This is a genomic window from Thioalkalivibrio sp. ALE12 (assembly GCF_000381105.1).
GTDB lineage: Bacteria > Pseudomonadota > Gammaproteobacteria > Ectothiorhodospirales > Ectothiorhodospiraceae > Thioalkalivibrio.
Window position 1 is genome coordinate 58,619 of sequence record NZ_KB905910.1, and the last position, 14,260, is coordinate 72,878.

Sequence of the window (14,260 nt, forward strand, 5' to 3'; positions counted from 1 at the left end):
CGGTCAGCCCGTGGCTTGGGCGCGCGGTTCTTGCCCCAGCCATCGGGCGATGACGGCCGCGATGCGTTCCCCAGCCCGGCCATCCCAGTACTGCGGCACGCGGCCCTTCTTGCCCCCATGGTCCATGACGTCACGGAAGGCGGCCTGCAGGCGTTCCGGGTCGTGTCCGACCAGGACATTGGTGCCAGCGTCGATGGTGATGGGCCGCTCGGTATTCTCCCGCAGGGTGATGCAGGGGACACCCAGGGCGGTGGTCTCTTCCTGCATGCCGCCGGAGTCGGTGAGGACCACTCGCGCGTCCTTCATCAGGCCCAGCATTTCCAGGTAGCCCGCTGGTGGCAGTACCGCGATGGCCGCCTCGTTCAGGTGGTGTTCCAGCCCGGAGGCCCGCAGCCGATCACGGGTGCGGGGGTGCAGTGGAAAGACCAGGGGCAGCTCGCGGGCGATGCTCGCGAGGGTGGTGATCAGGCGTTCCAGGGTTGCCGGATCGTCGACATTGGACGGGCGGTGCAGGGTCAGTACGCCATAAGCGCCGTCCGGGGCGAAACGGGCCGGGTCTAAGCCCGCGGCCTGCAGGGAGTCGCTCCAGGGGGCGGCCCGGTCCAGGTTGTAAAGCTGGGTGTCGATCATCACGTTGCCGACGAAGTGGACGCGCTCGCGTTCGATCCCCTCGCGGGCGAGGTTGTCGATGGCGTGTCCTTCGGTTGTGAACAGGAGATCGGAGATCTGGTCGGTCAGGACCCGGTTGATCTCTTCCGGCATGCGTCGATCATAGCTGCGCAGGCCGGCCTCTACGTGGATGACGCCGATCCCCTTCTTGGCCGCGACCAGGGCGCAGGCAATGGTGGAGTTTACGTCGCCCACGACCAGAACGGCCTGTGGATTCAGGCGGTCGAGTACCGGTTCGAAGCGGCTCATGACCTCGGCGGTCTGGACGGCGTGGGAGGAGGAGCCGACCTCCAGGTTGATGTCCGGGTACGGGATGTTCAGATCGGTGAAGAAGCGCTCGTTCATCGCCGGGTCGTAGTGCTGGCCGGTATGCACGAGCTGGGCACTGATGCCGGCGTCTGTCAGTGCGCGCATCACCGGGCCAATCTTCATGAAGTTCGGCCGTGCGCCGACTACGCACAGGATTTCGCATTGCGGCTGGGCAGTCATGGGCTATCGAGACATCCTGTGGGCGCATGGGCGGGCCCGCTCGCGACGACGCCAACGGGCGCGGCTCGGCATCCTTGTCGGGTTCGTCGGCCCGGTCCGGATCCCTGTCGAATCACTTTATCGTTTCGGCAGGAACGCGCGGCACCGTTCGTGAATAGCTCGTTAGATCCGGGATGCGGGTTTGCGCGTGACAACCGAGTGGGAGGCGCTCATCGTTGGATCCAGAAGACGGGTGCGGCACGAACTGCGTGAATCCGCATACCGGTACCGAGGTTCGGTGATGGGGTGTTTCGAGCACGTACTGCTTAAGTGGCTTTGCGCAATGTTTGCGGCGTGCGTCTTGCTGCTTTGGATGCCGGTGGCCGCTGCCGGTATCGTCGCTGAGGCGGTATCGGCGAGTCCTGGCGGTGGTCTGCCGGATGAGGGCCGGAATGTCGTTCAGGCTGGGCCGGAGGACTACCGGGCGGCGGTGGCTGCGCTGGGGCCCGGTGACTGGTTGCAGCTGGAGCCGGGGGACTATCCGCGTTCGCTGCGGTTACACGGAGTGCGCGGGACGCCGGAGCGGCCCATCGTGATCAGCGGGCCAGCGGAAGGTGAGCCGGCCGTGCTGCGCGGGCGCCGCGGGGAGAACACGATCAGCCTGGTGGATGCGGAACATCTGGTGATCCGGCATCTGACGCTGGATGGCGGCGGGGAACCGGTTGCGGGGGTGGTGGCGGAGGCGCGCGGTGACGGCGTGCATCACGTGACGCTGGAGCACCTGACCATCCGCCATTATGACCGTTCGCAGGGCAACACGGGGATCACGACGCGCGTGCCGGCCTGGGGCTGGGTGATCCGGCACAACGAGATCCATGATGTGGGTACCGGGATGTATCTCGGACAGCCGGATGGCACCAGCCCGTTTGTCGGTGGCGTGATCGAGCACAACCATGTGCACCGCACTCTGGGGTACAACATACAGATCAAGCACCAGACGGAAAGGGAGATGATTCCGGATCAGGACCCGGGCCCGCGCGAGACGCGGATTCGCTTCAATTTTCTGAACAAGGCAGAACGCGGGAGCGACGGGGCTCGGGCCCGCCCCAATCTGCTGGTGGGGCATTTCCCGCCCACCGGCCCGGGGTCTGAAGACCGCTATCGCATCGAAGGGAATCTGTTCTACCAGAACCCGCACGAGCGACTGTTCCAGGGCGAGGGCAACCTTCTGATCCACGACAACCTGTTCGTGAATGATGTCGGCGATGCGGTGCTGGTCCGCCCGCACAATCACCTGCCTCGCGAGGTCCGCATTGTGAACAACACGGTCCTGGCGACCGGGTTCGGGATTCGGGTGGACGAGCCCGACCGGGCACACGAGCAGGTGGTGGCGGGCAACGCCGTGTTCGCCGGGCACCCGTTGCAGCTCTCAGGCGGTATCGCGGGAGCCGAGAATTTTACGGCCTCACGCGAAGCCGCGGCCCGTTACCTCGTGGCCCCGGATGCTGGGCTGGATGCCCTGGATCTCTACCCGCGCGCGGGCGGTTTGCGGGAACGTGGAGACAGCGTGAGTTCGCCCGCAATCGCGGGCGCGGATCGCGATTACAATGGCCGCCTGCGCGAACGACCGGTCTGGGGCGCCTATGTCGGTCCGCCGGGCCCCAATCCTGGGCGTGTGGAGGGGATCGGGCCGCGCGTGCCGGGTTGTGCGCCCTGCCAATAGGGAAACATGGATCCGTGTTTCCCTGAGCCGGACGCGGTCCAGGGACAGAACGGCCCCCGCCGGGGTGCCGCATGACGAAGAGCAACGAGAACGGACATCTTATGCATACGCTTCCCGCGCTGGATGAAGTCACCATTGGGGTCATCGGTCTTGGGTATGTCGGCCTGCCGCTGGCCGTCGAATTCGGCCATCACTGGTCCACCATCGGGTTCGACATCGACCCGGAACGGGTGCAACAGCTGCGGGCCGGGGTGGATCGCACGCGCGAGGTGGAGGCGGACAAGCTGGCGGCCACGCCGCATCTGGAATACACCTCGGACCTGGAGGCGATGCGGGCCTGCAACGTGTTCGTGGTGACGGTGCCGACCCCCATCGACCGGCACAAGCGCCCCGACCTCGGGCCGCTGCTCGGGGCCAGCCGCAGTGTGGGGCGGGTGCTCAAGCCGGGCGATACGGTGATCTACGAGTCCACCGTGTATCCGGGCGCCACGGAGGAGGACTGCGTGCCGATCCTCGAAGCGGAGTCCGGCCTGGTGCACAACCAGGATTTCTTTACCGGCTACAGCCCCGAGCGCATCAACCCGGGCGACAAGGAGCACGGGGTGACCTCCATCATGAAGGTCACCTCGGGCTCCACGCCGGAGGTGGCCGACTTCGTCGACGCGCTGTACGCACGGGTGATCACCGCCGGTACGCACAAGGCCGAGAGCATCCGCGTGGCCGAGGCCGCCAAGGTGATCGAGAACACCCAGCGCGACGTGAACATCGCGCTGATCAACGAGCTGGCGCTGCTGTTCGAGCGCCTGGGGCTGGATACGGAGGCGGTGCTGAAGGCGGCCGGGACCAAGTGGAACTTCCTGCCGTTCCGCCCCGGGCTGGTGGGCGGCCACTGCATCGGCGTGGACCCGTACTACCTGACGCACAAGGCGCAGGCGGTGGGGCACCACCCGGAGATGATCCTGGCCGGGCGGCGGGTGAACGACTCGATGGGCGCCCACATCTCGGACAACACGGTGCGGGCCCTGGTGCGCAAGGGCATCAACCCGGTGGGCGCTCGCATCCTGGTGATGGGGCTGACCTTCAAGGAAAACTGCCCCGACCTGCGCAACACCCGCGTGATCGATATCCACGCGACCCTGGCCGGCTACAACGCCGAGGTAACCGTCTTCGACCCCTGGGTGGACCCGACCGAGGCCGAACACGAATACGGCATCACCCCGGTGACCGAGACCCCGGCCCCGGGGCAGTTCGATGCGATCATTGTCGCGGTGCCGCACCGCGAGTTCCTGAAGATGGGGATCGAGGCGATCCGGGCGCTGGCACGCCCGGAGTCGGTGATCTTCGACGTGAAATCGGTCTTCCCGCGCGCGGCGACCGATCTGCGCCTTTAGCAGCTGGGCGGTTTCGCTTCGCGTCTCCCGGGATACCGGCGCGCAGCGCGGCTGGTGAACGGCACGCCCGCATAACGCCTGCGCTGTTCCCGGACGAGGGCAGGTCTAAAGTGGCGGGACGCCCTTCGTCCCGGGAGACGCCTAAGCATGCATCCCTCCGCGTTGTTGCCCCATGGTTTCCACCGTACAGCCTGACGGCGGCGGTGCTGCGCCCGCTGTGCGTCCATGGGCGGCGCGTGGCGGAATACATCCCTGGATCGGCGTTTCCCCCACCCTTCGATGAGCCCGCCGGCCGCCGCTGTGGAACCTCTGTCGCTGCGCACCTGTGCGCTCTGGGCCTGGCTGTCGCTGGGAGCGGCGATCTATTTGACGCTGCTGCCGTTCGAATTCGGCTCGGTTAGTCTGGAGCGTGCCTGGGAGATCTACCGCGGCATGAGCCTGACCGGCCCCGGGACCAGCGGCCGCCAGCAGTTTATGGCCAATGCCCTGATGTTCCTGCCGCTGGGGTTCTTCTGGACCGCGTGGCTGACCCATGGCCGCCGGAATCGACTGACGGCGTTTGCGGTGTTCACCTTCGTGGCAGCCCTGGGGCTGGCGGTTACGGCGAGCGTGGAGTTCCTGCAGGTCTGGCTGCCCTATCGGCACCCCGCGGGCGCCGATATTGCCGGTAACTTTTCCGGGGCCGTGGCCGGTTCGCTCGTCTGGCTGGCCCTGCGCGATCCGCTGGTGCGCTGGCGGCAGGTGCTGGAAGGCGCGGGTGCGCAGACCCTGACCGCCGGTCTGGTGGTCTATGCCGTGCTCTACGTGCTGATTGGCTTCGTCCCCTTTGACTTTGTACTGGCCGCGGACGAGTTGCGGGCCCGGTTGGCATCGGATGCCTGGGGCTGGTGGGTGGCGGCCGGCGCCTGCACGGGTGGTCTCCGCTGTATCAGCTGGCTGACGCTGGAGGTGGTGGTCAGTGTACCGGTGGGCTTGCTCCTGGCGCTTTGGCTGCAGCGGCGCGGAGCTTCGCTGCTAGGGGCCGGGATTCCCCTGGCCCTGCTGCTGGCGGGCCTGCTGGAGCTGTTGAATCTGGCGACTCTGTCGGGGATTGCCGAAGGACGTTCCGTGCTGCTGCGGGCACTGGGGATGGGGATCGGCCTCGTCCTGTTCCGGCGCCTGCCCGCGCATCCCCATGGCGTGATCCGGACGCTGCAGCAGTTCGCCACCCCGTTGCTTGTGACCGGCGCTGTCGCCTATGCCTTGCTGCTGGTCGCACTCAACCACGGCTTCGGTGCGTTTCACGCCGACGGGGAGGCGGTCCGTGCCCAGTGGGCCGACCTGAACCTGTGGCCGTTCTACTACCACTACCACGTGGACGAGATCCACGCCCTGCGCAGTACCGCGCTGCACCTGGCCATGTACGCGCCTCTGGGGATGCTGGTCTGGCTCTGGCAGTTGCGTCATCCACTGCAACCGGCCGCGTTGAACCTGCTGGCCGTCGTCGCGGGGGCGGTGCTGGCACTGGCGGTCGAGGCCGCCAAGCTGTTTGTGGACGGTGCCCGCCCGGACCCGGCCAGCCTGGTCCTGGCCGGGCTGGCGGCCGGGTTCATGGCCGCCTCGCTGCAGTGGCTGGAACGCGCGAGCGTCGCGGGTGTCGGGCAACCGGCCGTCGCGTCGCGACACGAGCCCCGCAGTGTTGTCCCGGGTCCGGGTGATCCAGGCCCCGTCGAGGGCTCTCTGCAGCGGTTGCGCCAGGCCCTTGGCGGTCTCCTGGCCCTGGTGGCCGTATTGGCAGCGGTGACCTGGCCGGTGGCGCCGGTCGCGCTGGCCGCGGGGTTGCTGGCCTACGCCGCGTTGCTGGCCTGGCGCCCGCAGGCCTGGCTGGTCGTGATTCCGCTTCTGCTGGCCACGCTGGACCTGACCCTCTACCACGGGCGCCTGTTCGTCTCCGAGCTGGATCTGTTCCTGTTGATGACCCTGGCCGTGGCCCTGTGGCGGGGGCCCCATGCGCTGCATGCGGGCGTATCGCTGCTGCCGCGCGGGATCCGCTGGCCACTGGGGCTGCTGGTCGTTTCCACATTGGTCGGCCTGGGGTTGGCCCTGTGGCCGCCTGGAGGCTGGAACCCCGGCGCAGCGGTGCACTTTGCCCACGAATGGAATGCCCTGCGGGTCGCCAAGGGCCTGCTGTGGGCGGTGGTGCTGCTAGCGGTGTTGCGCGTTGCGCCCATTCCGGTCCGGGAGCAGGTGACACGCTGGTTTCTCCCGGGCGTGGCCCTGGCCCTGCTGGCACAGCTGGCCTTCGTGGTGCGCGAACGGATCACCTACCCCGGGCTGCTGGATTTCGACAGCGGCTACCGGCTCTCCGGCCTGTTCTCGGAGATGCAGGCCGGTGGCCCCAGTATCGAGAGCTTCCTGGTATTGGCCTTTCCGCTGGCCCTGGTCTGGTGCTGGCGGCAGCGTCCCGGCCTGATGCTCGCGGGCACCGCTGTGCTGGCGCTGGGGACGGCCTACGCGGTCGCAATGACCTATTCTCGCGGCGGCTACCTCGGTCTGGCGGTGGCCGTGGCCATCCTGCTGCTCGGAGTGGTACTGGCCACAGTGGCCGGGCGCGCGCGCCCGGGCCGCGGCGCGGTAGTGGGCGTGCTGCTGCCGCTGGTGGCGATAGCCGTGGTGGCGGGCACCACGCTGGGCGGTTTCGCCGAACAGCGTCTGGGCCAGATCGAGCGCGATTTCGGCACCCGTGCAGACCACTGGCGCGAGGCCCTGGAACTGCCCGGTGGCGGTTCTCTGGCCGCGCTGCTAGGGCGCGGGGTAGGCAGTTTCCCCGAGCACTACCGTACGGGCAACCGCGACGGACGCCTGCCCGCGAACCTCGCCTTCAGCCGCGAAGAGGGTGAGCCGCGCCTGCAGATCGGGGGTGGCGACTCGCTGTTCGTGAACCAACGCGTGCGTCTGCCCCGCGACGGTCAGTACACCGCGACCGTGCGGGTGGCCGGTGCCGAGGCCGCTGGCTTCCGGGTGTTTGTCTGCGAAAAGCCGATCCGGCATTCGTTTGCCTGTCGCAGTGAGGGGATGCGTCTGCAGGAGGGAGGGCGCGAGTCCTTCCAGTGGCGTTTCGATCTGGAGCCGATGGAGTCGCGCCGGTGGCCGTTCCAGCGCGGGCTCGTGCTGTCGCTGGCGGTCGATGCGCGGCAGCAGTCTGTCGTCGAATTTTACAGTGTGCAGATCCGCGATTCGGAGGGCCGTGAATATGTGGCCAATGCCGATTTCCGACAGCTGGGGCGGTACTGGTATTTCACGACGGATCACCTTCGCCCGTGGCGGGTCGAGAATCAGTGGCTGGAGATCTACTTCGACCAGGGCGGGCTCGGCCTGCTGGCCTTCGTCTGGCTCACCCTGGCAGCCCTCGTCCTGCTGCTGCGGCGTGGCCTGACGGGCGATCGGGTGGCGCTGGGGGCCGCCGCCGCACTTACGGGGGCCTTGGCTATCGGACTGTTCAGCACGCTGTTCTTCTCGCCACGAATCGCGCTGCTGTTTTACCTGACGCTGTTGCTGGGCGTGGCGTCGGCGCCGCTGCGAGCCGGTTTGGATGCTAACGCTGTTTCGGTGCGGGCCGGGCCTGGAGCCAGCTGAGCTGGCCGGTAACCCCCGGTGCTGGCTTTCGCCAGACCGGGGGTTTTTCGTGTCGGGCTCACGGTCGCGCAGACGGCATGGCCCGGGGCGGGTACCTGTCGGGAAATCCCGCTGCTACTCTCGTTTGACCGACCTTCCTTGGATCCCGGGAGATGAACAAGGCCTTCGAGGCGTTTGACGAGCACCTGCTCGAGCTGGCCCGGTTTGTTGAAGAAGCCGAGTCCATGGAGAAGGGGCTGCACCAGTTGACCGTCCTGGTGGGCCACGCAATGGACTGCCGGCATTGCTCGATCATGCTGGTCAAACAGGATCCGGAGACCGGTGAACCGCGTCTCCGGGTCGAGGCGCACCAGGGGGTGCTTGTGCCGCAGGCCTACGGGGAGTCCCAGCGTTTCGGGACTGGCATCGCGGGACAGGTCGCCGCATCCGGCAAAGGACTCCTGATCAACGATCTCCACCATTCCGAATTTGCCGGCGACGCCCGCCGTTGCCACGAGGTGGAGGCGGTCGACGTGATCGCGGTGCCGGTGGTGCTCGATGGCGAGGTGATCGGCGTGATCAATATTGATTCCCCGCGTGATCAGCGGCGGCTGACGCAGGAGGATCTGCGCATGGCGTCGATCCTGGCGCTGGTGGTGGCCAAGTCCGTACTGGTCCATCGGCTGAAGGGGCTGCTGCGCACCAGCTTTACCCAGATGGCCTTGGCCCGTCAGCCGGGAGCGGCGACGGGGCCCATTACCCACGCACCGGAGCGCGTTGCCCGGTTGCTCGCGCGCACGCTGTACGACGAGATGAGCCGCGCCGGGTTTTCCCGCGATCATGTGCTGACGGCCGCGACCGAACTGATCGGCCAGGTGAGCGAGGGGCGGGAATGACGGCGAGGGTGCCATGAAGGACACCGGATTCGAGCGCCGCTGGCGCCAGCGTTTCCTCGAACGCGGGGCGAGCCTGGAGGATGACGCCGGGATCGCCGGCTGGACGCCGACCGGCCTGAACAGCCGCGTGCGGCAGTTCGAGCGTCTCTGGCGGGACGCGGCCCATGCGCCCGGACGCTGGCTCGATATCGGCTGTGGCGCGGGTACCTACACGCGAATGCTGCATGCGCAGGGTCATGCGGTGTGGGGGCTGGACTACTCCACCCCGTCCCTGGCGAAGGCGAGGGATCGCAGCAATCCGACGATCCCGTGGCTGGCGGCGGATATCCAGCATCTTCCGCTGCCGGAGGCCGCGTTCGACGGGGTGCTCTGCTTTGGCGTAATGCAGGCGTTGTCGGAGCCTGCGCCGGCACTGGCGGAGATCCGGCGGGTCCTGCGTCCCGGTGGCGAGGCCTGGGTCGATGCGCTGAATCTGCGGTGTCTCCCCACTGCGCTTCGGGAGTGGCGGCGCCATCGCCGGGGCCGGCCGCCGCATTTGCGCTACGACGATCCCGCCGCCTTGCGCGCGACGGCCGAGGCCGCGGGTCTGGTGGCGCTGGAGCTGGACTGGTTGCCGCTGGCACCCGGGCGTCTCGCGCGCCTGCAGCCACTGCTGGAGAACCGGGGCACCCGTGGTGTGCTGCAGTCGGTCCCGGTCGCCGGGGCATGGCTGAGCCATTCGTTCATTCTGCGGTTGCGCAGGGCGTGATGTACCGGCCGTCCGGCCCCTGTCGGGAAATTTTGCACTTGGCGGCGACGAGCGCCCTTGCGAACCCGAGGCCTGATGAGGCGGCCCTCGATATCAGTGAGTTACCCGTTATTCGATGGAGTGGCATTGCGCTTGCTAACTCTTGGTAGAAAGCGTCTGATTGCAGTGTGCCCCGAAATTCCCCCGGTGCGGGTGGAGGCGGGTGCCCTGGCGCGAACGGCGTGACGCCGGGGACGGACCTGGAGCAGGCAAGAATGAGCGACGAACACGATCAGAACCACAGCCATGGCCCGGAGGGCGAGGATCCGTCCGGCAGCCCCGTGGATCGGGACGAGGCTTCGTCCGGCCCGCGCAGCCGGACTCGCCGCCGCCTGACCACCGCCGGCCTGGGTGGCGCGATGTTGGTGTCTCTCCCCGCCAAGTCGGTCTGGGGTGCACAGGGGCAGTGTTCGCTGTCGGGTAATATCTTCTCCGCCAACGTCTCCAATATCGACCACGAGTGCACCGAGGGCGATGGCTGCACGCCGGGCTTCTGGAAGAACAACTGGTTCGCCTGGGACTGCACCGGCTACTCGCCGGGGACCTGCCACAAGACCAATCCACCGGGCAACCAGTGCCGCAGCTTCGATGCGACGGTGCATCCCGGTGGCGCGACCTCCTTCGAGTCGGTGTTCGGCTACAAGCCGGAGTGTCTGAGTGGCTCGCCGTCGCTGATGGAGGTGCTGCAGGCCAGTGGCGTGTGCAGTGGATCGCTGGACTGGCATGCGGTGGGGGCGGTCCTGAACGCGGCCTGCACCTCGATCGACTTTGGCGCCTCGGTGGATGAGGTGGTGAAGGCCTATTCCATGGCCCGCGATGACGCGGACAAGTACACGGCCGTGAAGAACGTCTTCGTCTACATGAACGAGCGCTTCTGCCCAATCAACAGCCAGGGCGACTGCGAGGATGGATACTCGCGCAACGAACTGGGCGTATGCGTAGAGGTGCGGACCACCACGTCCAACCAGAAGGGCAATCGCTGACCTGCGGGGCGCTGCCCCGGGTACGGCTGGCCGTACGGTAAACGAGGCGCACTTGTCCGTTCCCGAAGAACCCCTCGAACTGATTTCGCTGCCGGTCGCTCACGTGCGGGCGTGGGGCGAATCCGTGGTCGTCTTTGATCAGCGCTGTGGCGAGACACACGTGCTGCAACCGCCCCTCACCGAGCTCTTCCAGGCCCTGCAAGAGGGGCCGATGACGCCGACGGCCCTGTTCGAGTACCTTGAACAGCGTTACGAAGCCGCCGAGGGGGAGCTGGAGGATGCGATGCAGGCCGGCCTGAGTCAGTTGCGGGAGCATCACCTGATCTGTGATCCGGCGGACTCGCGGGACGCGTGACAGCCCCAGAAGACCTGCGCGCGGGGCTGCGCGGCGCCGGGGTGGCCCTTCAGGTGGGCCCGTTCGTGGTCCGGCTGCGTTCGCGGCTGGACCGGGTCGAACGCGCGCTGGCCCTGTTCTACGACCGGCAGTTGCTGCCGCCGGAACAGGCGGCGTTTGCCGATTTTCACATCACGCTCGCACGGGCCTCCGGTCTGCACTGGCTCTGGCGCCCGCAGGCGCGATTCTTCCTCGACGGTCGATCACCGTTTCGCCCCCTCCCGCTGGCCCACGCCTACCCGCTGTTCGAGTGGGGACTGAACTGGTGCATTGCCCAGCACGCCCACGACTTCCTGATGATCCACGCGGCGGTGCTGGAACGTAACGGTCGGGCGCTGGTGATGCCGGGCGAGCCGGGGGCGGGGAAGAGCACGCTGACCGCCGCGCTGACCCTGTCCGGCTGGCGCCTGCTGTCGGACGAATTCGCCCTGCTTTCCCTGACGGACGGGCAGCTGGTGGCCCTGCCGCGCCCGGTCAGCCTGAAGAATGCAGCCATTGACCTGATCCGCGAGCGCTACCCGCAGGCGGTCATCGGGCCCGCCTCGCATGACACCAGCAAGGGGACCGTGGCGCATCTGAGACCGCCGGATGCGAGTATTCAGAAGATGCACGACCCGGCGCGACCGGCCTGGCTGGTCTTCCCGCGTTTTGCCGCGGGGGGCCGTGACCACCTTGCGCCGCTGGACCGGGCCGTGGCCCTGCAGCGGCTGGTCGGGTCGTCGTTCAACTACAGCGTGGTGGGGGCCGCGGGCTTCGAGGCCGCGGCCGACCTGATCGAGCAGAGTGCGTGCCTCGAACTCGAGTACGCAGATCTGGATGCCACCCTGGGGCTGCTGAACGACCTGACCGCGGGGGGCGCGTGACATCCTCCGCGCTGACGCAACTGCTCGCGGTCCTGGGCGCTCCGAAGTCGGCCGGGCGGCTTTCGCTGGCGGACTGGGACCTGCTGGTGCGGGTGGCGCGGGTGGCCTCCCTGGAAGGGCGGCTGCATGCATTGATCGAGGAGGCCGGGACACTGCCCGAGGTGCCACCGGCGCCGCGACGGCACCTGCACGCGGCCCGGGTCCTGGCGGACCGTCAGCACGCCATGGTCCGCTGGGAGGTGGCGCGGATCCACGAGGCCCTGGCGCCCGAGGCGATCCCGATGATGCTGCTCAAGGGCGCTGCCTATGTCATGGCGGGCTTGCCCTGCGCCCCGGGGCGTCAGTTCTCCGATGTCGACATCCTCGTCCCGCAGGCGCGGATTGAGCAGGCGGAGCAGCACCTGTTTGTCCAGGGTTGGGTCTGCGAGGGCTACGATGCCTATGACCAGCGGTACTACCGCCAGTGGATGCACGAACTGCCGCCGCTCACGCATATCCAGCGCAAAAGCGTGCTGGACGTGCACCACACCATCCTGCCGCCGACCGCGCGGCTGCATCCCGACCCGGATCTTCTGTGGCAGGCGGCGCTGCCGCTCGACGACCACCCGGGTGTGTATATCCCGGCTCCGGTAGACATGGTCCTGCACAGCGCGACGCACCTGTTCCACGACGGCGAGCTGGAGAACGGGCTGCGGGACCTGGCCGATCTGGATGCGCTGCTGCGGTACTTTGTGGCCGAGGATCCGGGTTTCTGGGAGCGGCTGACGGCGCGCGCCTTCGAGATGGATCTGGCACGCCCGCTCTTCTACGCCCTGCGCTATGGCCGCGAATTCCTGCAGACCCCCGTGCCCGATTCGGCCTTCGCGGCCCTGGCCCGCGCGCGCCCGTCGGCGCCTCTGCGTGGGCTGATGGACGGGCTGTTCCGGCGCGGCCTGATACCCCATCACTGGAGCTGCGATGGCGTCGGGTCCGGCGCCGCGCGCTGGCTGTTGTACGTGCGTTCCCACTACCTGCGCATGCCGCTCCACCTGCTCCTGCCTCATCTGGTGCGCAAGGCGGTCAAGGACCAGCGCAAGGGGAAGCGGGAACGGCCCGAACCCTGAGGGAGACGCTGATTGAATCGCACGTCCGCGTTGGTGCCCCCCCAGTTGTTCGAGACAAACGTTCCGAGACAAGGCGCGTCGTGCAGCGGGTAGTGGTTCTACCCGCCCGTTTTGGATGGATTCGGGGCGCAACGCAGGATCGGGCCATATTCATTCAGAATCGGGGGGCACCAACCCCACAAGCCATTGAAAGCAGGGGCTCGGCCGCCCGTTGTTGATCAAAAACGGGCGCGGGAACGGCGTTGCGGTTCCCTTGTGCAGAATGACTGCACGGCAGTCACCGCGCCTTGTTCGCACGCAAAAGCGACTCGAGCGCGGACGTGCGATTCAATCAGCGTCTCCCTGAGGTCCGCGCGCTCCCGAACCCGCAGCTCGACCGCCGCCCGTCTACCCGACCAGCGGGCCCTTACGCGGTGGCTGGGTCTCCATCCAGGCCCAGAGTGGCGAGGGGTGCCAGGAGCAGCTCGGCGCGAAACAGGACGCGTGGGCCGGCCACCAGGCCGAGGCAGCGGTAGCGCTGCTGTGCCATCCCGGAGCCGGCCAGGCCGCGATCCGAGGTGTCCACGTGTTCGGCCGGGCTCACCAGCATATGCAGGGCATCGGCGCTGCGCAGGGCGCGCGCCAGACGCTGGTCGACGCTGATGTGATGCGCGGTATAGATCATGGGGTCGCGATAGAAATCGTGGCCATCGGCATGGGCCTTCTCCAGCAGCGCGCAGGAGATCAGGGATGCCGGAAACATGTCGGGAAAGTTGACCCGGTCCTCCAGCTCGTCGAAGTAGTCCGCCTGGCGCACGAGCGAACCCGACAGCAGATTCTTCGCGTTGCTGTTGGTCATGAACTTGCGCTTGTGGAACCACCCGTTGTCCGGCAGTTCGCGGCGGTCCTCGAGCCGGTCGAGGTCGAACCCCGCGGGCAGGGGCAGTGCCGCGTCCGGCAGCGCGCGGGGGGTGGCCGTGTCGCGCACGTGTCCCAGCAGCACCAGACCGCCGGATGTGCGCATCGCGATGCGGTTCGACAGTTGCGGCCGTCCCGCCTCGTCCATGCGCCGGTTCGTGGGCTTGACCACGGTGGTCAGGGCCTCGTCCGGGCGCAGGGCCCCGGCAAAGGTGAACTGGTAGTTCCGGAATGGCCGTTCGCGGATGTTCCCGCTGTCGCCCTCCGCCTGGCGTACCTGCGTGATCAGGGCCTCGGCGAGGCATTCCAGTTGAAAGCCCAGCACAATCGGGCCGCCAAACGGGTTGCCGCGGATCCGCATCCACTTGTCGCCGTCATGGAACGGATTGAAGTCATCGGTGGCGTTGCGCGCCACGTCGATGTGGATCTGACGAAAGACGCGGGGGGCGTCGAGAGGGGGCGCGGCCATGGGCGTGCGTTCTACCGGGCAGG

Annotated in this window: 11 protein-coding genes; 9 read left to right on the forward strand and 2 right to left on the reverse strand. The window is 67.6% G+C overall.

The window, feature by feature from the left end:
- Positions 1-3: 3 nt before the first annotated feature.
- Positions 4-1,158 (reverse strand): non-hydrolyzing UDP-N-acetylglucosamine 2-epimerase, encoded by a 1,155-nt coding sequence (gene wecB, locus F614_RS0110055; protein ID WP_019558824.1) that lies wholly within the window; start codon positions 1,156-1,158, stop codon positions 4-6.
- A gap of 571 nt (positions 1,159-1,729) precedes the next feature.
- Here wecB and F614_RS0110060 point away from each other — a divergent pair.
- From F614_RS0110060 to F614_RS0110100, 9 genes are all read left to right on the forward strand, one after another.
- A complete protein-coding gene (locus F614_RS0110060) occupies positions 1,730-2,860 on the forward strand; it encodes a hypothetical protein (protein ID WP_026329848.1) in 1,131 nt (376 codons plus the stop codon).
- 101 nt (positions 2,861-2,961) lie between these two features.
- Positions 2,962-4,251, forward strand: coding sequence for a Vi polysaccharide biosynthesis UDP-N-acetylglucosamine C-6 dehydrogenase TviB (gene tviB, locus F614_RS0110065; protein WP_019558826.1), 1,290 nt, complete (start codon positions 2,962-2,964; stop codon positions 4,249-4,251).
- A gap of 279 nt (positions 4,252-4,530) precedes the next feature.
- A complete protein-coding gene (locus tag F614_RS0110070; protein ID WP_019558827.1) occupies positions 4,531-7,866 on the forward strand; it encodes a VanZ family protein in 3,336 nt (1,111 codons plus the stop codon).
- 152 nt (positions 7,867-8,018) lie between these two features.
- Complete coding sequence (locus tag F614_RS0110075) at positions 8,019-8,741, forward strand: GAF domain-containing protein (protein ID WP_018881036.1); 723 nt, start codon at positions 8,019-8,021, stop codon at positions 8,739-8,741.
- 13 nt (positions 8,742-8,754) lie between these two features.
- Complete coding sequence (locus tag F614_RS0110080; RefSeq protein ID WP_018880092.1) at positions 8,755-9,489, forward strand: class I SAM-dependent methyltransferase; 735 nt, start codon at positions 8,755-8,757, stop codon at positions 9,487-9,489.
- A gap of 254 nt (positions 9,490-9,743) precedes the next feature.
- Complete coding sequence (locus tag F614_RS0110085) at positions 9,744-10,511, forward strand: hypothetical protein (RefSeq protein WP_018876664.1); 768 nt, start codon at positions 9,744-9,746, stop codon at positions 10,509-10,511.
- Positions 10,512-10,563: 52 nt separating this feature from the next.
- Positions 10,564-10,866, forward strand: a complete 303-nt coding sequence (locus F614_RS0110090; RefSeq protein WP_018876663.1) for an HPr-rel-A system PqqD family peptide chaperone — start codon at positions 10,564-10,566, stop codon at positions 10,864-10,866.
- Entirely contained in the window at positions 10,863-11,768 is a 906-nt protein-coding gene (locus F614_RS0110095) for an HprK-related kinase A (protein ID WP_018876662.1), read from the forward strand. Before F614_RS0110090 ends, F614_RS0110095 begins: the two co-directional genes overlap by 4 nt.
- On the forward strand, positions 11,765-12,871 hold the full coding sequence (locus F614_RS0110100; protein ID WP_018876661.1) for a nucleotidyltransferase family protein: 1,107 nt from the start codon (positions 11,765-11,767) through the stop codon (positions 12,869-12,871). The genes F614_RS0110095 and F614_RS0110100 overlap by 4 nt, the downstream gene beginning before the upstream one ends.
- A 406-nt stretch (positions 12,872-13,277) precedes the next feature.
- On the opposite strand, the gene F614_RS0110105 is transcribed toward F614_RS0110100, so the two are convergent.
- Positions 13,278-14,237 carry a hypothetical protein gene (locus F614_RS0110105; protein WP_018876660.1) on the reverse strand — a complete coding sequence of 320 codons (960 nt, stop codon included), beginning with the start codon at positions 14,235-14,237 and terminating at the stop codon, positions 13,278-13,280.
- Positions 14,238-14,260: the final 23 nt, after the last annotated feature.

Coding starts and splice junctions, on each gene's coding strand:
- wecB (WP_019558824.1), bottom strand. CDS start 1,158: ATGACTGCCCAGCCGCAATGCGAAATCCTGTGCGTAGTCGGCGCACGG.
- tviB (WP_019558826.1), top strand. CDS start 2,962: ATGCATACGCTTCCCGCGCTGGATGAAGTCACCATTGGGGTCATCGGT.
- F614_RS0110070 (WP_019558827.1), top strand. CDS start 4,531: ATGAGCCCGCCGGCCGCCGCTGTGGAACCTCTGTCGCTGCGCACCTGT.
- F614_RS0110075 (WP_018881036.1), top strand. CDS start 8,019: ATGAACAAGGCCTTCGAGGCGTTTGACGAGCACCTGCTCGAGCTGGCC.
- F614_RS0110080 (WP_018880092.1), top strand. CDS start 8,755: ATGAAGGACACCGGATTCGAGCGCCGCTGGCGCCAGCGTTTCCTCGAA.
- F614_RS0110085 (WP_018876664.1), top strand. CDS start 9,744: ATGAGCGACGAACACGATCAGAACCACAGCCATGGCCCGGAGGGCGAG.
- F614_RS0110105 (WP_018876660.1), bottom strand. CDS start 14,237: ATGGCCGCGCCCCCTCTCGACGCCCCCCGCGTCTTTCGTCAGATCCAC.